The organism is Longimicrobium sp. (assembly GCF_035474595.1).
GTDB lineage: Bacteria > Gemmatimonadota > Gemmatimonadetes > Longimicrobiales > Longimicrobiaceae > Longimicrobium.
This window is the reverse complement of record NZ_DATIND010000046.1, coordinates 139,504-161,957: the sequence shown is the minus strand read 5'-3', so window position 1 is coordinate 161,957 and position 22,454 is coordinate 139,504. Positions and strand designations below refer to the sequence as shown.

Genomic DNA, 22,454 nt, shown 5'->3' with positions numbered 1-22,454 from the left:
CTCCCCTCTCAGCTCCCCGCCGCGGCGCCGCCCAGCACGGCGGCCCGGACGCAGACGATGGGCGGCAGCGCGTCGGCGATCTCCATCCAGCTCTCCCCCTCGTCCGCCGAGCCGTACAGCTTCCCCAGCCGCGTGCCGAAATAGATCCCCGCCTGGCGGTGCCCGTCGGTGGACATCGCGTCGCGCAGCACGGTCTCGTACGCGCCCTCCTGCGGCAGCCCGTTCGCCAGCGGCTGCCACGACGCGCCGGCGTCGCGGGTGCGGTAGACGCGCATCCTGGCCTCGGGAACGCAGCGGAACCCGTCGGACTCCAGCGGCACGATGTAGACCGTGTCCGGGTCGTGGGGATGCATCTCCATGGCGAACCCGAAGTCCGACGGAACGCCGTTGGCGATGTCGGTCCAGCTGTCGCCCCAGTCGTCGCTGCGGTAGAGCCCCCAGTGGTTCTGCAGGAAGAGCCGCTCGGGGCGTGACGGGTGATTGACCACCTTGTGCACGCACTGCCCGATCTCGGGATACTTGTCGGGGAGGAACTCCGCGCGCACGCCCTGGTTGCGCGGCTGCCAGCTTTCGCCCCCGTCGTCGGTGCGGTAGAACCCCGCGGTGGAGATGGCGATGCCCATCCGCCGCGGCTCGGCGTGGTCGAAGACGATGGTGTGCAGGCAGAGCCCGCCGCCGCCCGGCATCCACTTCGGCCGCTGCTCGTGGTGCAGCAGCCCGTCGACGGGCTCGAACGTCTCGCCCGCGTCGCGCGACTCGAAGAGCGCCGCCGGCTCCACGCCGCAGTAGACGACGTCGGGCTCGCTCGCGCGGCCGGGGCGGAGCTGCCAGATGTTGGCCAGCGCCAGTCCGGAGTCCTCCGGGAAGCGCACGTTCTTCCGCTCGGGCGAGCTCCAGGTGGCGCCCAGGTCGTCGCTGGCGCGCACCACGCTGCCCCAGTGCCAGCTCTGCGTGCCGGCCAGCATCCGCCGCCGCCCGCCGCGCTGGTCGAAGGCCAGCGAGTACACGGTCTCGCCGCGGAAGTGCGGCCCCTCCATCCGCCACTCCCGCCGCTCGCCGTCGGAGCGGAACACGAACGCGCCCTTCATGGTGCCCACCATCAGCAGCACCTGGCCGTCGGCCGCGGACGCGACGGACGGAGGCGCTGCGGAGGAGCCGTTCGAATCCATGCGCGAACTCCGGATGGAGGATGAACTGCGAGCCGACGCGGGTCAGTCGGTCGCGATCGGGATGGTTGCGGTGGAGTGCGCAGTGTAATGATCGGACGTGCGGAAGCCAAGGGAGTCGTTTGATTAATCACTCCGGATTGGCGAAGGGATCATCCACACCCGTAATGAGCGGGATGAGTTCCGCGAGCCCCCGATGCATTCGCGGAGCGTTCTCGGCCACCCATTCTACGAGTTTCTCGAGATCCACAGAGTCATCGTTGATTGACCCGGACGTGTACAAGGCGACCCTGCAGGCCCGGCGGTTATCAAGTTGCTCCCATTCGAGCGTGGAGCCGATCACCGCTTCGAGAGAGTCCCGATGGGCGTGGAGTTGCCGGAAAAGCTCAGTGTTGCTGGTCCCATCCCCGGTATCGATGTAGCACTCCAGGCGGAATCGCCGGCGACGGGCGAACGACAGGACCAGGGTGAGGCCGGTACCGTGATAATAGATGATAGGGATCCAATTCTGGCCGAGGGGATTCGCCGAAGCCAGCGGCAGGTTCGTCTCTCGTAGCCGGTTCTGCACAATGCTGAAGAAATGGATGTACGCGCGTTCCCGATCTCGCGCACGTGCGAACACCACCCGCTCGTTCGTCATGTTGATCGAAACAACGCGCCAGTTGACATCCAGCCACTGCGCGGACTGAACGTGGGCGGTCGTATCGTTCGACCACCAGGCGCGATGATCGCGAGCGGCTGCTGGCAACTCGGCGTCGATGATCTCCTCGATCTCGCCGAACGTGAGAGCGACACGCTCGAGGGAACGCGGCAGCCGCGCCAGATGCCTCGCGAGCGGAGCGTATTTGCTGTCGACGATGTCACTCCCGGTGTATCCGGCCTCCGTACCGGCGGAGGCATCTTCGACGTACTGAAGGCCATCCTCCATTCCGGATGGAACAGGAATATTGGCCGAAGCTTCGGTGCCCGATTCTTCCCTGGCAGTCTCCATCATCACGGGTGGATGGTTCTTGAACCACTCCGCGCAGAATCTCAGCCGGTCGCGCTCGACCGCGTCGACGTCGGCCCGGAAATGCATCAGCTTGTTCCGGGTCTTTCGGACATCGTCAAGCATCTCCCGGAATGCGGTCACGGGGACGCCGAACACCACTCCTAAACGCTCCCAGGCATCCGAGCGGCACGCCAGCTCGATGTACTCGTATAGCGAGAGATCCTCAAACTTTCGCTCTGCCGACGTTTTCCCGACTGACCGCTCGACAAACTCGGAGACGTCCGCCTCCGTGACCTGAATCAACTTCAGTCCACAGAAGCGCCGGAAGCTCTTGCGGCATGTCTCACGAATCGAATCGGTTGGAGTGCTGAGCGAATTTACGGCTGCGCTGAGTGGTCCGTCGGGATCCCCTTCGTCTCCGCCATACGCACTCCTGATGTGGTCCTTCAGCGTGGTTTCGATGTCCTCGACCAGGAGCACGTCTTCCGCGCGGCGGCGAAAGTACTGTGTGGTATCGTAGTTGGTAACGATTCCCGCGATCGTGCCATCGGGGTTCAGCACCAGAACCGCGTAAGCATCGAGGAGATCATCCATCTTTGCGAATACGTCATCATCCGAGAGAACGGTTGGAGCGGGAATGACTGCGTCTCGCACCCGGAGATGGTGAAGCGGCGATCGGAAGATGCGCAGAGCACGGGCGACGGAACTGCTCGTAACGAAGCTGGCCGGCTTTCCGTAAGGCCGCCCATTTTCCACCACGGGAAGCTGGCTGAAATCATGTTCGATCATCTTCCCGACAGCGTCTTCGAGATTATCGCCAGGAGCGACAAAGACGAGCGGGGCTTGGTCCTGGGTCAAGTGGTGGATCGGAATAGGCATCGCAACAATCCCCGATAGAATTCAGCCAAAGTTATTCCCTCTCAAATGCCTCGGGCGCCACTCTGATCTCGATGCAAAAGGGCCGCCGGTGTACGCGGCGGCCCTATACTACTTCGACCTGCGACAACAGCAGCCCAGCCTTACCGCCGCACGCCGCCCGCGCGCTCCAGCGCCGCGCCGCCGCCCACGACCGGCACCGAGAACGACGTCCCCGCGAGATCCACCGTCAGCCGCGTTCCCGCCCCCGGCCAGAGCGTGAACTCCGGGTCGCTGGACATGATCATGACCCCGAGCTGTCTCCCCGCCGGGATGACCTGATCGTCCGGCTCCAGATCGAAGGTCAGGTCGTAGTACCTGCCCGGAACGAGCGGCTCGCCGCGGCGCATGGAGTCGTAGACGCCGCCGCGCGTGAGCGACGCATGGTTCTGGATGTCGGCCCACCCGCGCGTCACCACGCCCGCGTGGCTGGCTGAGCCGGTCGGCGCCGGGTCGTAGGGCAGCGTCACGAGCCACACGCTGAGGTTTGCCGCGGGCCGGTCGACGGCGATGCGCACCGTGACGCGCGGCGTCCCGGAGATGTGCAGCGAATCGGTGAGCGGCGCCGTCGCGAAGAGCAGGCGATGGGACGAGCGTGACGCGCCGGCATTGGCGCTCCCGGAGACGGCGGCGTCGTCGACGATGGAGTCGACCCCTCGCGCGGGACGAAGGGCGAGCGAGGCGATGCCGTTGCCGTCACCCGCGGGATACAGCCGGACAGGTGCGGAGCCCGGGACCGGGAACGACGCGAACGGAACCGGCGCCGGCATCGTGGCACGCCCGCCCGACCTGCGTGCCTTCGCGATGGCCGAATCGACGGCGGTGCTCGACACGATCCACACCGGCGGGTCGCTGCCGACACCGTTGTCCACGCCGTACAGGTAGTGCGTGAACCAGCGGTTCACCATGTCGGCGGGCGGATCGCCCCCGTGACCGCCCGGATGCAGGTAGAGCGAGACGGGCAGTCCGCGCGCCTTCATCGCCTCGTAGATCCGCACGCTGTGCGACGGCATCACGTTGAAGTCGTTGAGCCCGTGCGCGAGCAGCACCGCCGCCCGGATGTTCCCCACGTACGGCAGCAGCTCGCGCGAGGCCCAGAAGTCGTTGAAGTCGCCGGTCGCGCGGTCCTGTCCCGCGGCGAATACGCCGTTCTTCCAGAGACGGTCGCACACGACGCGCGTGGCGGGATTGCCGCTGGCGACGAAGTCGTAGAGCACGTCCATGTCTTCGCCGAGATACCCGCCCGGCGAACGCACCAGCCCGTTCGAACGATAGTAGTGGTAGTAGGACGTGTTCGGCGAGACCGGGATGACGACCTCGAGTCCCGCGACCCCCGTGGTAGCCGCGGCGAGCGGCAGCGTGCCCTCGTACGACGTGCCGATCATTCCCACCTTCCCCGTCGACCACGACATCGCCGACACCTCCTCTGCGCCGGCCGGCGTCGTATAGCCCCTCGCGCGTCCGTTCAGCCAGTCGATGACGAACTTCATCGCGGTGCGCTCCGGCGTGTCGCCGATCGTCACGCATCCCTGGGAGCGCCCGGTGCCCGGCGCATCCGAATGCACCACGGCAAAGCCCCGCGGCACCCACGTACGCACGAGCTGGTTCGAGATGCGCGTGCGCATCGAATCGTACGGGGCGGCGAGCATCTTCCCGCGCGGCGGCGAGGGCTGGCCGAGCTCCTGGCGCACGTCCCAGAACACGTTCGTGCGCGCGACGCCGGCATAGTAGGGGCTCGATCCATACACGACCGGCACCTTCAGCCCCTCGGTCTCCGTCTGGCGAGGCCGCGTCACGTCCACGTGCACGCGATCGTTGCGCCCATCGCGATCGGAGTCGAAGTCCGTCTCGACCCAGAGATTCTGGCGAATCCACTGCGTGGAATCGGCGAACGCCGGAACGACCTGCGCCATGCCGTTCACGAAGACGGGTCCGGCACCGTTCTGCGCGCGAAGCGGCGCGGCGCAGAACAGCGTGAGCGCTACGGCGATGCCGGCGCGGCGCGAGAATGATCGAGTCATGAGCATGTGTCAGCCGTGTTCGTTCAGCCAGGGAGGACGGGCGGCGAAAATCGGGCAAGCGGGCGGACGTGAAGCTTACCGATTCCGTGCCGGTGCGAAAAGGGAGCAGGCGAACCGAGCTCGCCTGCTCCCTTCATTGGTCTCCGTTCACTCCTCCAACCCAGCCGTCGATCGCTACTCCACCGTCACGCTCTTGGCGAGGTTCCGGGGCTGGTCCACGTTGGTGCCGCGCATCACGGCGATGTGGTACGCCAGCAGCTGCAGCGGCACGCTGGCCAGGATCGGGGTCAGCGCGTCGTGCGTGCGAGGGATGCGGATCACGTGGTCCACCACCTGCTCCAGCTCGGTGTCGTCCTCGCTGGTCGCGGCGATGATGCAGCCCGCGCTCGCCTTCGGCTCGTCACAAAGGTAGCCCGTGCTCGTCGTGACCGATGATCTCGTCGCCCGTGCGTGTCCACCCGCGCTGCGGAATCTTCGCTGGATGCTCTGGTGTTACGCAGCACTTCGTCCTTGCAATTGCAGCTACGCCGCCCGGAACACAGGCGCTCCCGGCGAGGAAATCCTCGCCGGGAGCGTGGTTTCACCGCTCCGCTTCGGTCACTGCGTACTTGCACCAGCCCGTGCACTGGTCGCTCCAGAACGGGCCGCACCCGGAGTTGCCGCTGCACAGGGCAATCCTGCAGGTACTGCCCTCCGGGCAGGGAGTGAAGCGATCGCAGGCGCAGATCGGCAGGAGCACGCCGCTGGCGTTACGCTCTGCCGAGGGCGGCCCCAAGGTGCCGAAGATCTGGCGGTAGCCGTCGCTGCCGAACTCGCGGATCAGCCGGTTGCGCAGCGCCAGGCTGGCCGCGTCGTCGGGGTTGTGCCGCACCAGCGTCGGCAGCTGCGCGATCATCTCGCGCAACGTGGCGCGCTGCGCGCCGGTGAGCGACGCGTTGGAGCGCAGCACATCCTCCAGCTGCTGGCGCCAGAGAGACGCACGCGTGGCGGCGGGAAGCACGTCGTAGATGGCGCGGCGGCGCGCCATCGGCTGGCGCGACAGCGCGGGGAGCGTGGTGGGGAGCGCATTGCGGTGCGCCGCCACCCACCGCCGCGCCACCACGCACGCGGGCGGATCGCCGGGCCGGGTGGCGGCGCCCAGCGTGGCGGTGAACAGCACCGCGGCGAGGGGAGCAAGAAGTCGCTTCCGCATGGGGACACCTCCTGGTGAGAAGGATGTTCGCCGCCGGACCCACGTGGCCCCGGCGCTCCGACCGGCGTTCCGGCCAGTTCTCCCAGGATAGACGAACAATCTTAAATCGTCAATAAATATGTAAATGTGATTAGTCTCCAAACGAACGGCAATGAACGGAATTTCGCCTGTATCTCACCAATGATCCTAGATGTACGGGAGCGGGCAACCCGCGAAGCATCCCGCTCCTGATCCAAGGACCCGATTCCTATTCGCCCGTTTTGGGAAATAAGAATTGCTTTGACGGCCGGCTCAAACGAAACCGGGGGGGAGAAATCGTGCGATCTCTCCCCCCCGTTCGTGTGCGTACCCTGGGGTACAGTGCGAGGCCTACTCCACCGTCACGCTCTTGGCCAGGTTCCGCGGCTGGTCCACGTTGGTGCCGCGCATCACGGCGATGTGGTAGGCCAGCAGCTGCAGCGGCACGCTGGCCAGGATCGGCGTCAGCGCGTCGTGGGTGCGCGGGATGCGGATCACGTGGTCCACCACCTGCTCCAGCTCGGTGTCGTCGTCGCTGATCACGCCGATGATGCACCCGCCGCGTGCCTTCACCTCGTCGATGTTGCTGCGCACCTTGTCGTACACGGCGTCGCGCGGGGCGATCACCACCACCGGCATCTGCTCGTCGATCAGCGCGATGGGGCCGTGCTTCATCTCCGCGGCCGGGTACCCTTCCGCGTGGATGTAGCTGATCTCCTTCAGCTTCAGCGCCCCCTCCAGCGCCGCCGGGAAGTTGTAGCCGCGCCCCAGGTACAGGAAGTTGCGGCTGTCCTTGTACTCCTCCGCCAGCCGCCTGATGTCGTCGTCCTGCTCCAGCAGCCGCGCCACCTGCTCGGGGAGCTGCTGCAGCGCGCGCACGATCTCGCGCCCGCGGCTGGCCGTCAGCGTCCCGCGCAGCCGCCCCAGGTGGATCGTCATCATCGCCAGCACGACGACCTGGCTGGTGAACGCCTTGGTGCTCGCCACGCCGATCTCCGGCCCCGCGTGCAGGTACACGCCGGCGTCGGTCTCGCGCGCGATCGTCGATCCCACAGCGTTCACGATCCCCAGCGTGGTCGCACCCTGGCTCCTGGCCTCGCGCATGGCCCACAGCGTGTCGGCCGTCTCGCCGCTCTGCGAGATGGAGATGGTGAGCGTGTTGGGCTCCACCACGGGGCGGCGGTAGCGGAACTCGCTGGCGTACTCCACGTCGGTGGGCACGCGGGCGATGTCCTCGAGCATGTACTCGCCGATCAACCCGCTGTGCCAGCTGGTGCCGCACCCCAGGATGATCACCCGCTCCGTCTCCAGGAGCTCGTGGTCCATCCCGGTCAGGCCGCCCAGCTTCACGTTCCCCTCCTCCTCCAGCAGCCGGCCGCGCATGGTGGCGCGCAGCGTCTCCGGCTGCTCCATGATCTCCTTCAGCATGAAGTGCGCGTAGCCGCCGCGCTCCACCTCGTCCAGGTCCCAGTCCACCCGGCTGATGGGGCGGCTCACCGGGCCCTGGTTGTGGCGGTGCACGGTGTACCCCTTCTCCGTCACCGTCACCATGTCGCCGTCGTCCAGGTAGATCACGTCGCGGGTGTGCGCGATCACCGCCGCCGCGTCGCTGGCCACGAAGGTCTGGCCGTTCTCGCCCACGCCCACCAGCAGCGGGCTGCCGAGCCGCGCGGCCACGATCTTCCCCGGGTCCTTCGACGAAATCACCGCGATCCCGTACGTCCCCTCGATCTGCTGCAGCGCCGCCTCCACCGCGCGCTCCAGCTTGCCGGCGCGGCCGCCGTCCTCGGCCACGCCGGTGTTGAAGATGTCCTCGATCAGGTGGACCAGGACCTCGGTGTCGGTGTCGCTGGAAAAGGTGTGGCCGCGCTCCAGCAGCTTGCGCTTCAGCGCCTGCGCGTTCTCGATGATCCCGTTGTGCACCAGCGCGAAGTCGCCCGCCTCGCTCACGTGCGGGTGCGCGTTGCGCTGGTTGGGCGGGCCGTGCGTGGCCCAGCGCGTGTGGCCGATGCCGTACACGCCCTCGACCGGGTCGGCCGCCATCATCTTCTCCAGCTCGGCGATCTTCCCGGCCTCTTTCCGGACCGCGAGCGTGCCGTTCTTCGCCACGGCGATCCCCGCCGAGTCGTACCCGCGGTACTCCAGCCGCTTCAGCCCCTGGATCAGGAGCGGGGCGACCTGCTGGTTACCGATGTATCCCACGATCCCGCACATAGCGCGTCCTTCGCGTGGATTGTGTGTCTAGAAGTGCCAGACCGAACTGCCGACTGCGGATTCGGGCATGTCCCCCGCTGCGCGGGGGCCGGGCTGCGCGCGCCGTAGGCAACGATACGACTGTTGCCAACGGCGCCGGGCCCCCGGCGGCCCGTCCAACCTCATTTCAATCTTCAGGCCGTCCGGAGAAAACGGCAGTGCCAAGTGCCAAGTGCCTGGTGCCAAGTGGGTTTTCGGGGGTGTCCGGCGCCCGCTTGGCCGGTACGACATCGGGGCGCCGGAGCGTCCGTTCACCGGGCGCGTCTCCAGCCTGGGCATCTCCCGTGTCACACCGACACGGCCGCCGCGCACTAGGCACTAGGCACTAGGCACTTTTACTCGGGCAATGCCTCCCGCAACGTCTCCACCAGCCCCTGCGCCTCTTCCCGCGTCGGGGCCTCGCAGATGATGCGGACGATCGGCTCGGTGCCGGAGGGACGCAGGTGCGCCCAGCTCTTCCGCTCGGGCCAGGAGAGCCGAAGCCCGTCCTGCCGGTCGGCCTCCGCGTCGGGGAAGCGGGCGGCCAGCGCGTCGTAGACGGCGTCCAGCGGCTGGCTTGGGCGGGGGAGCTTTTCCTTTACGATCTCGTAGCGGCCGATCCCCGCGGCCAGCTCGCTCAGCGGCTTTCCCGTCTCCGCCAGCAGCTGCAGGATCAGCGCGGCGGCCACCGGCGCGTCGCGCGTCAGGTGCACGTCGGGCAGGATCACCCCGCCGTTCCCCTCGCCGCCCACCGTGGCGCTCTCGGATTGCATCCGCCGCGCCACGTTGATCTCCCCCACCGGCGCGCGGAACAGCCGCACCCCGGCCGCCTCGGCGACGTCGTCCATCAGGCGGCTGGTGGAGAGGTTCGTCACCAGCGCGCCCGGCCGGTGCCGCAGCACGAGCGTCGAGGCCAGCGCCAGCGTGTAGTCCTCCCCGATCGCCTTCCCCTGCTCGGAAACGAGCGAGAGGCGGTCGACGTCCGGATCCGTCGCCAGGCCGACGACGGCGCCGGTGCGGCGGACCAGCTCCTCCAGCTCCCCCAGGTTCTCGGCGATGGGCTCCGGCTCGCGCGGGAACAGGCCGTCGGTCTCCAGGTTGATGGCGTCCACCGTGCAGCCGAGCGCTTCGAGAAGACGCGGGAAGATGGTTCCGCCCGCGCCGCGCACGCAGTCCAGCGCCACGTGGAAGCGCATCGAGCGGATCTTCTCCACGTCCAGGAAAGGGATGGCGAGGATGCGCTGGACGTGGCGGTCCACCGCGCCGGGGTCCTCGCGCCAGCCGCCCAGCTCCTTCCAGGTGGCGCGGGGGATGTCGCCCTCCAGCAGCGCGCGCATCTCGGCGCTCTCTTCCGCGTCCAGGAACATCCCGCTGGGGCCGATGAACTTCAGCGCGTTCCACTCGATGGGGTTGTGGCTGGCGGTCACGGCCAGCCCGCCCGCCGCCTTCAGCTCCTCCACCGCCAGCTGCACGCTGGGCGTGGGCGCGATGCCGACGTCCACCACGTCGCAGCCGGCGGCCTGCAGCGCGGAAGTGGCGGCGCGCGCGAACATGGCGCCCGAGACGCGGCTGTCGCGGCCGATCACCACCGTGGTTCCCGGCCCGCGGCGGCGCGCGTAGGCGCCGAACGCCGCGGCGAACCAGGCGATCACCTCGGGCGTCAGCCCGTCGCCCACGCGGCCGCGCACGCCCGAGACGCTCACCATCAGCTTCGAAGTATCCAGCATCCCCACCCGTGGGTTGGCAGTGTCGTTGAAGATCGCGGGGACAAAAGTCGCGCCGCGGGCAGCGAGCCGGGGCGCGACAGGGCGGTGAATGTCGGCGGCCCCGCATCTTCCGTCAAGCCAAACACATGGCGGCACCGGCCCGCGGGCGTATGCAAGAACGGTTCTCGTCTTGCGTTCGGTACGCCGAACGGTAGGTTGGCGCGCCGTACGCGCCCGAGCGGACCCACATCCCAAGGCCGATGACGCAGCCGCTGGACACCCTGCTGGCCGCCGCCGCCCGCGCCACGCCCGAGCGCATGGCGCTGGCCGCCGACGCGCCCGCCACGTACTTCGAGCTCGAGTGCCGCGTCCGCGACTTCGCCGACGGGCTGGCCGAGCTGGGGATCCGCGGCGGCCGCGTGGGGCTCCTCCTGCCCAACGTTCCCGCCTTCCCCACGGCCTTCTACGGTACGCTGCGCGCCGGGGCCAGCGCGGTGCTGCTGAATCCCCTCCTCTCCCCCCGCGAGACCGCCGAGTACCTGGCCGACTCGCGGGCGCGCGGCGTGGTGACCATCGAGGCGCTGGAGCACCTGGTTCCCCCCGGCATTCCCAAGCTCTGCGTGGACGCGGCCGACGGCGCGCTGGAGACGGCGTGGGACCGGCGCCTGGCCGACGCGCACGAGGACGGCGGCCTGGCGCGCGGCGACCGCGAGGCCGTGGTCATCTACACCTCGGCGATGGACGGATGGGCGCGGGGCGCGCGGCTCACGCACCGCAGCCTGGGCGCCAACCTGCACGGCGTGGTCGAGGCGATGCAGCTGACGGCGGACGACTGCGTCCTCGGCCTCCTCCCCTGGGTGCACGCCTTCGGGCTGACGGCCACGCTGAACGCGCCGCTGTCGGCCGGGGCGCGCGTGGTGCCCGTGGACCGCTTCCACCCCGCGCGCACGCTGGCGCTGATGGAGAGCGACTGCGCCACGGTGGTCTGCGGCGTCCCGGCCATGTACGTGGCGCTGGTCTCCGCGGCGGAGCGGCAGGGCGTGCCCAGGCACAGCCTGCGCGCGGCCATCTGCGGCGGCGCGCCGCTGCGGGCCGAGGTGGCGCGGCGCTTCGAGGAGACGTTCGGCATCCCGCTGCGCGAGGGGTACGGGATCACCGAGTGCTCGCCGGTGGCGCTGTTCAACCGCGTGGACCGGCCCAACCGCCCGGGCACGCTGGGCTACCCCTTCCCCGGCGTGGAGGTCAGCATTCGCGACCCGCGCGGGGAGATGGTGCCGCCGGGGCAGACGGGCGAGATCTGCGTGGAGGGCGCCAGCGTGTTTGCCGGCTACGTGGGCGACGACGGGCGCGACCCGGCGTCGTTCTGGGACGACGCCTTCCGCACCGGCGACCTGGGCGTGGCCGAGGCCGACGGCGCGGTGCGCTTCCGCGGCGTGCAGAAGCGCATGTTCACCCGCGGCGGCTTCAACGTCTACCCGCGCGAGGTGGAGCGCGCGCTGCTGGCCGACCCGCGCATCGCGGAGGTGTGCGTGACCTCCGCGCCGGACCCGGTGAAGGAGAACGAGGTCGTGGTCACCGTCACCGCCGCCCCGGGCGCGGAGCTGGACGAGGCCGCGGTGAAGCTCATCTGCCGCGAACGCCTCGCCGCGTACAAGCAGCCGGGCGTCATCGTTATCGAGCACTGAAACGGAATCGAATCACACGGAGGGAACGGAGGTGACGGAGGACTCATCGCAGTTCCTCCGTTACCTCCGTTCCCTCCATGTGATTTGCTTCTTTTCAGGAGATCAGAACCAGCGCGTCCAGTTGCTGGTGTAGCGCATCTCCCGGCCGTGGCCGTAGCGGTGCACGTCCATCCCCGCCTCGTCGCTGTCGGGGATGATGTGCGGATGGTAGTCCTCGGGCCGGCCGTCCATCTGGTACGGGCCGCGCGCGCCGTAGCCGCGATCGTAGCCCCGCTGGAAACCGCGGTCGTAGCCGCGCGGGCGGCCGCGGAAGCCGGCATCGTAGCCGCCGAAGTCGCGGTCGTAGCCCTGCATGTGGGTCTGCATCCGCTCCTGCTCGATCAGCCCCCACGGCCGGTCGTCCAGCGCCTGCCGCGAGTAGGGGCGCCCCAGGAAGTCGGTCTCTCCCGGCGCCACGCGCTGGTTCTGCGACGGATGGGCGGGTCCGCCGAACGCCGTCTGCGCGCCCATGTCGCGCCACCCCACCCGCCCCGCGTCGCGCCCGCGGCGGCCCTGCGGCGGGCCCGCGTGCCGCTCGCGCCCGCGGAACATCGAATCGTAGCGCGGCATTCCGCCCATCGGGCCGCCCTGCCAGCCGCCGTAGTCGCGGCCGTATCCCCGGTCGTACCTCATCGCCTCATCCTCCCGTTGCGCGCCGCCCGCCATTGGGCGGCAGGACGGAAGGATGGTTCGGCAACGTCCGCGCCAGAGGGGCACACGCGATTTCTCACGAGGTGCTGGAACCGAGGATCGAGGGCGCGGAATCGAAGGTGATGCTCGTCAGCCGATATCGCACCGGCGACTGAAGTCGCAGCAACAACTACGGGAAGCCTCGCAAACTGCGCGAGGCTGTGGGGGCCGGCATCTTCGCGCTACTCACCTGTCCGTTCAAAGGCGAGATGGGTCGTACCCTCGCGATGGTGCTGCTCCTGGTTCTGAACATAGTCGCGGACAACCGGGACATGGCGCTTCGAGACGCTGAAGGCGCCGTATCCACCTTGCCACTTGAACGGCTCGGGGGAACGAAGAACATGGGTGACGAGGTGCGATGACGCTCCCTTCAACCGGCGCACGAACTCGGAAATCGAGATTGTCGTCGGCATCCGCGCGAGCACGTGCACGTGGTCCGGCATTCCGCCGATGGCGATGACATCGGCATCGAGCGACATGCACTGGTGCGCGAGCGCGCCGAAGACCCGCTGCTGCAGTTCCGGCGAAATGAACGGCTGCCGCCGCCACGTGCTCCACACCACATGCAGGTAAACCTCGGTCCACGGCGTTCGCATCGGAGACTCTCCGAAAGTCAGGCGTGGAGGAGTGAGCCTCGCGCAGTTTGCGAGGCTTCCCGTGGTTGTTGCTGCGACTTCAGTCGCCGGTGCAACCCTGGCGAGGCAATCACCTCAGGGCGCCGCACCGAAGCCCCGGCGTGGAGGAGTGAGCCTCGCGCAGTTTGCGAGGCTTCCCGTAGTTGTTGCTGCGACTTCAGTCGCCGGTGCAGTGGGGGGATTGGGACGCCGCTATTCGTCCAGCACCGGCGGCGGCGTGGCCGGCGCGGCCGGCGTGGCGGGGGCGGACTCCGTCGCGGTCAGCTCGGGGAGTACGTAGGCGACCTCGGCGCGGCCGAGGGAGACGGTGTCGCGCACGGGCTCGCCGGTTTGCGGCGCGCCGTCGCGGCAGACGCGGAAGAGGCGGTAGCCCGGCGCCAGCGCCTCGGGGGCGATGCCGGCCAGGCGCACCTCGCGCGGCTCCGCCCACACCTTGTTGACCAGGATCCATCCCCTCGCCGCGGCGGGCGCGTCCGACGCGCGGCGCTCCAGCACCAGCGTGTCCTCGTAGATGCCGCGCGGAGCGCGCAGCACGCCCTCGCCGTGCAGCACGGGGTGCGCCTTCTTCAGCGCGTTCACGCGGGCGATGAAGCCGCGCAGGTCCATCCACCGCCGCTCCCAGTCCGTCGGCATCGTCCGGACGACGTCCACCTGCGCGCGGAAGCCGAACTCGTAGCCGATGGGCATCATCACCCCCGCGCTGAACGCCGCCGCGAAGGCGTAGCGCTGGCGCTGCACCGCCTCGTCACCGTTCGTCTCCGCCGCCAGCCGCGGCGTGTCGTGGCTTTCGGGGAAGGCGATGGAGGGCGCGATGGCCCGGAAGTCCTCGTGCTGCTTCAGCGCCCACGGCTCGCTGAAGTTCCACCACTTGCTGGAGTTGAAGAAGTAGTCGAACCCCGCGCCGGCCAGCGCGGCCACATCCTCCACCGGCGCCCCCAGCGTCTCCGCGAAGAAGACGACAGAGGGGTCGACGGACTTCGCCGCCTCGATCAGGTGACGCCAGAGCGCGGCGGGCACCTTGTACGCGGCGTCGCAGCGGAAGCCGCGGAAGCCCAGCTCCACCGACTCGCGCACGATCTCCGCCCAGAACGCCCACTGCTCCTCGTGCCCGGCCGGCGGCTCGTTGTCGATGTCCGCCAGGTCGCCCCAGACGGTGATCTTCGACGGGTCGTCGGGGTCGCGGACGAAGGGAGATCGCACCTGCCCGTCATCCCCCCAGCGGTACCACTCCGGATGTTGCCGGATGAGCGGCGAGTCCTTGGAGGTGTGGTTCACGACCAGGTCCATCACCGGCTTCATCCGCCCGTCGCGGATCTTCCACAGCGCGTCGCGCAGCGGCTCCAGCGACTCGGGGTCGGCGCCCTGGGGGACGAAGAGCGGGTTCAGCCGTCGGTAGTCCTTGATGGCGTACAGGCTCCCCGAGAAGCCGGGGTAGTGCCACGGGTTCACGTACAGCCAGTCGAACCCCATGGCCGCCGCGCGCGCCGCGTGCTCGGGCCAGCGCGACGTGGGCCCGACCAGGCGCGGGAAGAGGTTGTAGATGAGCGGCGGCGTCACGCGGCGCCCTCCCCCGTGATGGCCAGCACGCCCTGCAGCGGCACCCAGATCCAGTCGGGCCGGTTGTTCATCTCGTACCCCAGCTCGTACACGGCCTTCTCCAGCTCGAAGACGGCGAGCGCCCGCAGCAGCGCGTTCAGGTCGCGGGGAACGACGGAGGATTCGCCCAGCGTCTCGCGGTAGGCGGAGACGAAGAGCGAGCGCACCTCGTTGCGCCACGCCTCGGCCCAGCGCTCCACCGCCATCCGCACCCGCAGGTCGTCCACCTTGAAGCCCTGCAGCGACATCCGCACCGCGTAGTCGAACGAGCGCAGCATCCCCGCCACGTCGCGCAGCACCGAGAACTTCGCGCGCCGCTCCTCCAGCGAGCGCGCCGGCTCGCCCTCGAAGTCGATCACGTACCACTCGTTGCCGTCGGGCGCGGGGGTGGCGCCGCGCAGCACCTGGCCCAGGTGGTAGTCGCCGTGGATGCGCACCTTTACGCTCCCGCTGTCGGCCAGCACCTCCAGGTCCTCGCCGCGCAGGCGCAGGTCGTTGGCCATGCGCACCACGCGCTGCAGCCCCGGCTGGAGCTCGCGCGGGAAGAAGCCCGGCATGGCGTCCAGCCGCCGCGACAGCTCGCCCAGCACGCCGTCCACCTGCCGCCGGAAGCCGTCGGCCCAGCGCCGCACGTCGTCGTGCCCCACCGTCTCGGCCGCGAACGCCGCGTCCGCCGTCTCCGCCGCCAGGGCCAGGTGGAGGCGCGCCGTGGTCTCCCCCAGCCGGCGGACAGCGGGGAAGAAGTCGCCCGCCATGCGGTACAGCGCGTCGCGTCCGGTGGGCGTGTCGGGGTCGGCGGCGCTGCGGCTGGCGGCGCCCAGGAAGCGCTCCATCGCCTTCAGCGCCACGCTCCACGCGTCGCCCCGGTTCTCCACGTAGCGGAAGAGCCCGCCGACGGACGACTTCACGCCGTCGGTCCCCTCGTACTCGATCCACCCCGCCAGCGCCGGGAGCGAGCGGAAGCCGGCGGTCTCCACCAGGAAGCGGGTGACCTCCAGGTCGGGGTTCATCCCCGCCTCCAGCTTGCGGAACACCTTCAGCACGTACTCGCTGCCGAACACGATAGAGGTGTTGCTCTGCTCCGCCCCCATCGGCCGCGCGGGGCCGCGGATCGAGCGGTCGCCCGCGCCCGGCGTGGCGCACCCGCAGAAGCGCCCGTTCACCCCGGCCACGGTGCGCTCGGAAAGGACCAGGTCCAGCAGCGCCCCCGCCACGCGCCGGTCCACCAGCGCGTCGTACACCCGCACGTCGCCGCGCTCGGTGGCGTGCGAGAGGATGGGCTCGCTCGCCTCGCCCGGCACCGCGCTGGGGCGGAGCGAGAGGGGGAGGAGGTAGACGTCCGGGTCGCCCTCGCGGTAGCGCACGCGGACGCGCGCGACGAGCACGTGCGGCGCGCGCTCGGGGCGCAGGACGGCGTGGTCGGCCAGCTCGACGGAGGCGATCTCGCGCGCCTTGCCGCGGAACCAGCGCTGGCGCTGGATCCACTCGTGCGGCAGCGCGTCGATCATCCCCGCTACGCTCGCGGTGCTCTCCAGGATCTCCGCGTCCTGCTCGGCCCACTCGCGCGCCACCTCGGGGTGGATCTCCAGCTCGGCCCCGGCGCGCGCCTTCCGCAGCGCGAACCAGAAGAAGCCGTACGGCTGCAGCGTCAGCGCGTAGGGCGTCTCGTCGACCGGCAGGAACTCCGTCTCGCCCAGCAGCTCCACGGGAACGTGCCCGGTGAAGCGGGTGAGATCGAGCCGCACCGCCTGCGCCGCGCCGGACAGGTTGTTGACGACCAGGATGGCGTCTTCGCCGTGCTCGCGGATGTACGCCAGCACGTGCGGGTTCTCCGGCTCCAGGAAGGTGATGGAGCCGCGGCCGAAGGCGTGGTGCTGCTTGCGCACGCGGATCAGCCGCCGCGTCCAGTTCAGCAGCGAGAACGGCGACTTCTGCTGCGCCTCGACGTTGATCGCCTGGAAGCCGTACACCGAGTCCGCGATCGCGGGGAGATAGAGGCGCGCGGCTTCCGCGCGGCTGAATCCGGCGTTGCGGTCCGGCGTCCATTGCATGGGGGTGCGCACGCCGTCGCGGTCGCCCAGCCACACGTTGTCGCCCATCCCGATCTCGTCGCCGTAGTAGATGATGGGCGACCCGGGCATGGTGAAGAGGATGGAGTTCAGCAGCTCGATCTTGCGACGGTCGTTGTCCATCAGCGGCGCCAGGCGGCGGCGGATGCCCAGGTTGATGCGCATCCGGGCGTCCTGCGCGTACTCGCGGTACATGTAGTCGCGCTCGTCGTCGGTCACCATCTCGAGCGTGAGCTCGTCGTGGTTGCGCAGGAACATGCACCACTGGCAGTTCTCGGGAATGCCGGGCGTGCGGCGGATGATCTCCACGATCGGCTGCCGGATCCCCTGCCGCACCGCCATGAAGATCCGCGGCATGAGGGGGAAGTGGAACGCCATGTGGAACTCGTCGCCGTCGCCGAAATACGGGCGCACGTCGTCGGGCCACTGGTTGGCCTCGGCCAGGAGGATGCGGCCGGGGTACTTCGATTCGAGGCGCGTGCGGAACTCCTTCAGGATCTCGTGCGTCTCGGGCAGGTTCTCGCAGATGGTGCCTTCGCGCTCGATCAGGTACGGCACCGCGTCGGCGCGGAAGCCGTCCAGGCCGCGGTCCAGCCAGAACTCCATCACCTCGAACATCTTCTCCTTCACCGCCGGGTTGTCCCAGTTCAGGTCCGGCTGGTGGCTGAAGAAGCGGTGCCAGTAGTACTGCCCGGCCACCGGGTCCCACGTCCAGTTGCTGGGCTCGGTGTCGGTGAAGATGATGCGCGCCTCGCGGTACAGCTCGTCGCTGTCGCTCCACACGTACCAGTCGCGCTCCGGGCTGCCTTTCGGCGCCCGGCGCGCGCGCTGGAACCACGGGTGGTCGGACGACGTGTGGTTCAGGACGAGGTCGGAGATGACCTTGAGGCCGCGCCGGTGCGCCTCTTCCATGAAGCGGGTGAAGTCGTCGACGGTGCCGTAGCTGGGGTGGATGTTCCAGTAGTCGGCGATGTCGTACCCGTCGTCGCGCAGGGGAGACGGGTAGTAGGGGAGGAGCCAGATGGCGTCGACGCCCATCTCCTGCACGTAATCCAGGCGGTGGATGAGGCCGTTGAAGTCGCCGATGCCGTCGCCGTTGGAGTCCTGGAAGGCCTTGACGTGCAGCTCGTAGAAGACGGCGTCCTTGTACCAGAGCGGGTCGTCGCTCACGGGCTTCCCCTGCGTGCGTGGTCCGAAGTCCAGTCCCGAAACGAAGCCCGGCGCCAGGGCGCCGGGATGGTTGTGCCTGCGTGAGAATAGCGTGCCTCGGCCGACGCAGGAAGCGTGCTTGGGGAGGTTCAAGCCAGAGTCAAGCGACTCGCGCTCAAAGATGGGACACCAAACAGTGGCAGCAATGTCCCAAAGTGACTATCTGCGCGTGAAGGCGACTTGGTTTGTCATTCTAAACCGTAGACTACCAACGCGTTGGCAGAATTCTGGGAGGTAGTGAAACGCGGCACAGCGTTCGCACCGACTTCCATTCGGCAGCGATAGCCAGGACTGCTGTGTTTAGCGTTTTCCCGTTTATTTCCCCGTCCAGGAGAAGTCATGAGACCTCACGCCCTCTCATACCTGATCGGAGCTAGCATGCTCCTTCTTGGAGCTGCTTGCCAGGAACCTCCGGCGGGGGCAACGCTGACCCTTTCCACGCAACGCTTCCAAACCAAGGTGACCCTGCGTATCAAAGGACATGGCTACACGCCGGGCCAGCCCGTTACCATCACAATCCAAAATGTGCCAGACAAAAACGGGAGTGATGTGGTGAGAAATCCAACGCCCGATAGCAATGGGAACTTTGATCTGCCAGAAGATTTCTCGCTAAAGCATGTTCCTGGAGGCACTGAGCTACCCGATATCCTAGTGATCGCACGTGATGTCTCGGGCTGGTCCTTGGTCGAAAAAATTAGTGCTTTCCCATTCGTGATTCTCGTCTAGTCTCTAGTTCTCTCTCGGGGTCCACGAAGCGTGTAAAGGATCCCAAGATGCCCAAGTTTCAGCGACTGGGCTGGACGTTCCTCGCCGCAGCGGCTGCGGGCGTGGGGTCCTTCGACTGCTCGGGCATCGTGGCCTGCGATCCTCTTAACCGGCCCCTCACAGGCTCGAAAACGTAAGATGCCGTCGACCCCCAGCTCCTGCACGTACTCGAGCCTGCTGGATCAGCCCGTTGAAGTCGCGATGCCGTCGCCGTTGGAGTCCTGGAAGGCCTTGACGTGCAGCTCGTAGAAGACGGCGTCCTTGTACCAGAGCGGGTCGTCGCTCACGGGCGTTCCTCGCGATGTCCGAATTCCGGTCCCGAAACGAAGCCCGGCGCCGGGGCGCCGGGATGGTTGGTGCGTCAGAATAGCGCGCGGGCGGCGACGCAGGAAGCGGGCCCTTGCGAGGCGTTTCGACCGGGGCCTCTCCGTCCTTCAGGCGAGATCGAGCGGGCTGCGCACGCCGCGGCCGCCGCGGTTCAGCACGTGGGTGTAGATCAAGGTGGCGCGCACGCCGGCGTGGCCAGAGCGCCTGGTTCTGCGTGGACGCGGCCACGTTGCGCTCGACCGCGAGCCAGGTGAGGAACGCCTGGATCTCGCGCGCCCCCATCTCGCGCGGGTGCCGCTTGCCGTGGGGCACCGGCCTCGCGCGGAACCCCATTATGTCGCGCAGACACAGCCCGGCGGCTGCGACGTGTAGTACTTGTTGTGCCCGGCGCGTTCATGAAGTGGAACCACTGCGAAACCGGTTGACCACGATCGACCACAAGGCGAAACCGCATGATCTCACGTCGTGATTGGCCTGGCCTGTCCCGCGGCGCCGGGGCTACCGCTTGTCTCGCCGTTCTGCTTTCCTGCGGCGGAGAGCCGACCACGCCGCCTGCCTCTCCCCCGGTTACGCCTCCGGCGCAGCAGGAGATGCCGATCACCGGGGCTGCAGTGCCGGGAATGGAGTCGTACGATCAGGTCATTCCCGATTTCATGCGGAAGTACAACATTCCCGGTGGCGCGGTTGCCGTGATGCACGACGGCAGGCTGATCTACGCGCGCGGCTTCGGTTACGCGGACGTCGAGAACAAGACGCCGGTGCACCCGGACGCGCTGTTCCGCATCGCCAGCGTGTCCAAGACGCTCACCAGCGCCGCCATCATGAAGCTCGTCGAGGAGGGCAAGCTCAAGCTCGACGATCGCGTGGCGCCACTCATCGCGGACCTCAAGCCCGCACCGGGGGCGACCGTCGATCCGCGATGGGAGCAGATCACCATTCGGCACCTGCTCAACCACACGGGGGGCTGGGACCGTAACAAGCCGGATGGTGGATTCGACCCGATAGATCGGCCGGCGATCGCTGCAGCCGCGGTCAACGCGCCCGCGCCGGCGTCGAGTGAAACGTTGATCCGCTACATGAAGGGAATGCCGCTCGACTTCAATCCGGGCGAAAAGTTCGCCTACTCGAATTTTGGTTACATCATCCTCGGCCGCGTGATCGAGCGTCTGAGCGGCATGCCGTACGAGCAGTACGTGCGCAGCCGCGTGCTGCAGCCCGTGGGCGCCAATCGCACGCAGCAGGGCAGGTCGCGCATGGCCGACGCGCTCGCGGGCGAAGTGAAGTACTACTTCCCCGGCTTCGGCGCGAACGCGCCGCTGGTGCCTTCCGTTTTCCCGGGCGAAGGCCTCGTGCCGCTCAACTATGGCGGCTTCCACCTCGAAGCGGGTGATGCAAGCGGCGCCTGGGTATCGTCGACCGTTGATCTCCTGCGATTCCTGGGCGGCGTCGATGGCCGCGCCAATCGTCCGGACATCCTCAGGCCTGAACTCGTCGCGCAGATGACCGGCAGCGGCCCCGACCAATGTGCCGGTGGCGCGTGCTATTACGCATTTGGGTGGTGGGTTCGCCCAACCAAGGGCGACGCGACCTGGTGGCACACGGGAACGTTGCCCGGCACGACGAGCATACTCGTGCGCACGTACAACAACTTCTCGTGGGTCGGTCTCTTCAACACGCGCTCCCTGACAGCCAATCTCGAAGTCGAAGTCGATGCCGCGCTATGGAATGCGTTTGCGGGCGTCACTTCGGTTCCGACGCACGACCTGTTTTCGACCTTCCAATGACATGAGCCGCAGAGCGCCCCAGAGCGCACCGTAGGACCATTGATTGCTCCGATCATCGAGTCCGATCAACTTCCCCTGGAGAAGTGCCGATGAAACGGGCAATTGCGCTGGCCGCCTTGTTCATTTCCGCATGCGCAGGGTCCCCGACCAGATTGGTCTCGACGTCCGGCAGCAGCGCTGTCGCCGTATAGTACCTGCTTCCTGTTGTTGCCGAAGCAGCCTGCGGCCTAACCATCGGCAGCAGGGGATGCGGGGCCGTCCATGCTTTCGGCCGGACGAAACTGTTGCGTGCCGGCCCCGCACCCCTGACCCTTGAGCCGTTAGGCCGCCGGACGAACATCGCGGCAGCCGCGGGGGATCCCTCCCGCGGCTGCCGTGTGTTCATCGCTGGCCCCCTCATACCACACACAAGGAGGTGGACGATGAAGGCGATCGTTGTGACGGACCAGGCTGCGGGAATGGCCGGGATGAAGCTGGTGGAGCGGCCCGAGCCGCAGGCAGCGATAAACGACGTCGTCGTTCAGGTTCATGCATCGGGATTCGTCGGGACCGAGCTGGGTTGGCCTTCGACCTGGACCGATCGCCTCGGCCGTGACCGAACACCGTCGATCCCCGGGCACGAGCTGGCCGGAGTGGTCACTGCTCTGGGCTATGGCACGACGGGGCTGTCGGTGGGACAGCGGGTGTTCGGCCTCGCGGACTGGTATCGCGACGGCACTCTGGCCGGGTACGCGGCCGTTGAGGCACGGAACCTCGCGCCGTTGCCGGGCGACGTCGACTTCACGGTGGGAGCGAGCCTGCCGATCTCGGGCCTGACCGCGTGGCAGGGACTGTTCGTGCACGGCCGCCTCCAGGCGGGACAGAGCGTTATCGCACACGGCGCGGCGGGCGCAGTTGGGTCGATGGTGACGCAACTCGCACGATTGGCTGGCGCCTACGTCATCGGCACCGGACGCGCCGCCGACCGTCAGACGGTGCACGACTTCGGCGCGAAGCAGTTCGTCGACCTGCAGAACGACGCCCTGGAAGACGTCGGCGGCGTCGATCTGGTGATCGATCTCATCGGCGGCGACATCGGGAAGCGATCCGCGCGCCTGGTGCGAGCCGGAGGAACGCTGGTGTCCATCGTCGGGCCGTCCGAGGCACGACCCGCCGACGGCCTGGCGGTCGACTTCGTTGTCGAGTCCGATCGTGCCCAACTGAGTGAGGTCGTCCAGCGGGTGCGAGACGGACGGCTGCGCACGAACATCGGCACCATCGCGACCCTCGACGATGCCGTCGCCGCCTTCAACCGAACCGAGCGACGCCCGGGGAAGACGATCATCTGCGTTCGTCCATGAGCGACGCCCGCCCTGAGGGCCGCTCCCTGCTGCGGTTCACGTCTGGGTCGCGACCGCGGGACTGCAGCAGGGGG

At 68.2% G+C, this 22,454-nt stretch carries 15 protein-coding genes and 1 pseudogene; 4 read left to right on the top strand and 12 right to left on the bottom strand.

Features of this window, described 5'->3' with window-relative positions; translation table 11 throughout:
* Nucleotides 1-8 precede the first annotated feature (8 nt).
* From VLK66_RS08540 to glmM, 7 genes are all read right to left on the bottom strand, one after another.
* On the bottom strand, nucleotides 9-1,169 hold the full coding sequence (locus VLK66_RS08540) for a hypothetical protein (protein WP_325308972.1): 1,161 nt from the start codon (nucleotides 1,167-1,169) through the stop codon (nucleotides 9-11).
* A 127-nt stretch (nucleotides 1,170-1,296) separates the two neighbouring features.
* On the bottom strand, nucleotides 1,297-3,036 hold the full coding sequence (locus tag VLK66_RS08535) for a DUF4268 domain-containing protein (RefSeq protein ID WP_325308971.1): 1,740 nt from the start codon (nucleotides 3,034-3,036) through the stop codon (nucleotides 1,297-1,299).
* 140 nt (nucleotides 3,037-3,176) lie between these two features.
* Nucleotides 3,177-5,093 (bottom strand): Xaa-Pro dipeptidyl-peptidase, encoded by a 1,917-nt coding sequence (locus VLK66_RS08530; protein WP_325308970.1) that lies wholly within the window; start codon nucleotides 5,091-5,093, stop codon nucleotides 3,177-3,179.
* Between the two features lie 174 nt (nucleotides 5,094-5,267).
* Nucleotides 5,268-5,414, bottom strand: a complete 147-nt coding sequence (locus VLK66_RS08525) for a hypothetical protein (protein ID WP_325308969.1) — start codon at nucleotides 5,412-5,414, stop codon at nucleotides 5,268-5,270.
* A gap of 259 nt (nucleotides 5,415-5,673) precedes the next feature.
* Nucleotides 5,674-6,285 (bottom strand): bacteriocin fulvocin C-related protein, encoded by a 612-nt coding sequence (locus VLK66_RS08520; RefSeq protein WP_325308968.1) that lies wholly within the window; start codon nucleotides 6,283-6,285, stop codon nucleotides 5,674-5,676.
* A 369-nt stretch (nucleotides 6,286-6,654) separates the two neighbouring features.
* Complete coding sequence (glmS, locus tag VLK66_RS08515; RefSeq protein WP_349260496.1) at nucleotides 6,655-8,517, bottom strand: glutamine--fructose-6-phosphate transaminase (isomerizing); 1,863 nt, start codon at nucleotides 8,515-8,517, stop codon at nucleotides 6,655-6,657.
* 374 nt (nucleotides 8,518-8,891) lie between these two features.
* Entirely contained in the window at nucleotides 8,892-10,262 is a 1,371-nt protein-coding gene (gene glmM, locus VLK66_RS08510) for a phosphoglucosamine mutase (RefSeq protein WP_325308966.1), read from the bottom strand.
* 239 nt (nucleotides 10,263-10,501) lie between these two features.
* Here glmM and VLK66_RS08505 point away from each other — a divergent pair, with 239 nt between their 5' ends.
* Nucleotides 10,502-11,926, top strand: a complete 1,425-nt coding sequence (locus VLK66_RS08505) for an AMP-binding protein (RefSeq protein WP_325308965.1) — start codon at nucleotides 10,502-10,504, stop codon at nucleotides 11,924-11,926.
* Nucleotides 11,927-12,028: 102 nt separating this feature from the next.
* On the opposite strand, the gene VLK66_RS08500 is transcribed toward VLK66_RS08505, so the two are convergent.
* From VLK66_RS08500 to treS, 4 genes are all read right to left on the bottom strand, one after another.
* Nucleotides 12,029-12,598: a hypothetical protein gene (locus VLK66_RS08500; protein ID WP_325308964.1), complete on the bottom strand. Its 570-nt coding sequence runs from the start codon at nucleotides 12,596-12,598 to the stop codon at nucleotides 12,029-12,031.
* Nucleotides 12,599-12,837: 239 nt separating this feature from the next.
* Nucleotides 12,838-13,251: an IS200/IS605 family transposase gene (gene tnpA / locus VLK66_RS08495; RefSeq protein WP_325308963.1), complete on the bottom strand. Its 414-nt coding sequence runs from the start codon at nucleotides 13,249-13,251 to the stop codon at nucleotides 12,838-12,840.
* Between the two features lie 231 nt (nucleotides 13,252-13,482).
* Nucleotides 13,483-14,847, bottom strand: coding sequence for a hypothetical protein (locus tag VLK66_RS08490; protein ID WP_325308962.1), 1,365 nt, complete (start codon nucleotides 14,845-14,847; stop codon nucleotides 13,483-13,485).
* Nucleotides 14,844-18,125, bottom strand: coding sequence for a maltose alpha-D-glucosyltransferase (gene treS, locus VLK66_RS08485; protein ID WP_325308961.1), 3,282 nt, complete (start codon nucleotides 18,123-18,125; stop codon nucleotides 14,844-14,846). Before treS ends, VLK66_RS08490 begins: the two co-directional genes overlap by 4 nt.
* A gap of 417 nt (nucleotides 18,126-18,542) precedes the next feature.
* Here treS and VLK66_RS08480 point away from each other — a divergent pair, with 417 nt between their 5' ends.
* Complete coding sequence (locus tag VLK66_RS08480; protein ID WP_325308960.1) at nucleotides 18,543-18,890, top strand: hypothetical protein; 348 nt, start codon at nucleotides 18,543-18,545, stop codon at nucleotides 18,888-18,890.
* Between the two features lie 567 nt (nucleotides 18,891-19,457).
* Here the strand turns inward: VLK66_RS08480 and VLK66_RS08475 are convergent.
* Nucleotides 19,458-19,562 (bottom strand): annotated as a pseudogene (locus tag VLK66_RS08475) (phage integrase N-terminal SAM-like domain-containing protein); the annotation flags it as partial.
* Between the two features lie 284 nt (nucleotides 19,563-19,846).
* Here VLK66_RS08475 and VLK66_RS08470 point away from each other — a divergent pair.
* Together VLK66_RS08470 and VLK66_RS08465 are read left to right on the top strand one after the other, a co-directional pair.
* On the top strand, nucleotides 19,847-21,040 hold the full coding sequence (locus tag VLK66_RS08470) for a serine hydrolase domain-containing protein (protein ID WP_325308959.1): 1,194 nt from the start codon (nucleotides 19,847-19,849) through the stop codon (nucleotides 21,038-21,040).
* A 422-nt stretch (nucleotides 21,041-21,462) separates the two neighbouring features.
* Entirely contained in the window at nucleotides 21,463-22,380 is a 918-nt protein-coding gene (locus VLK66_RS08465; protein WP_325308958.1) for an NADP-dependent oxidoreductase, read from the top strand.
* Nucleotides 22,381-22,454 lie beyond the last annotated feature (74 nt).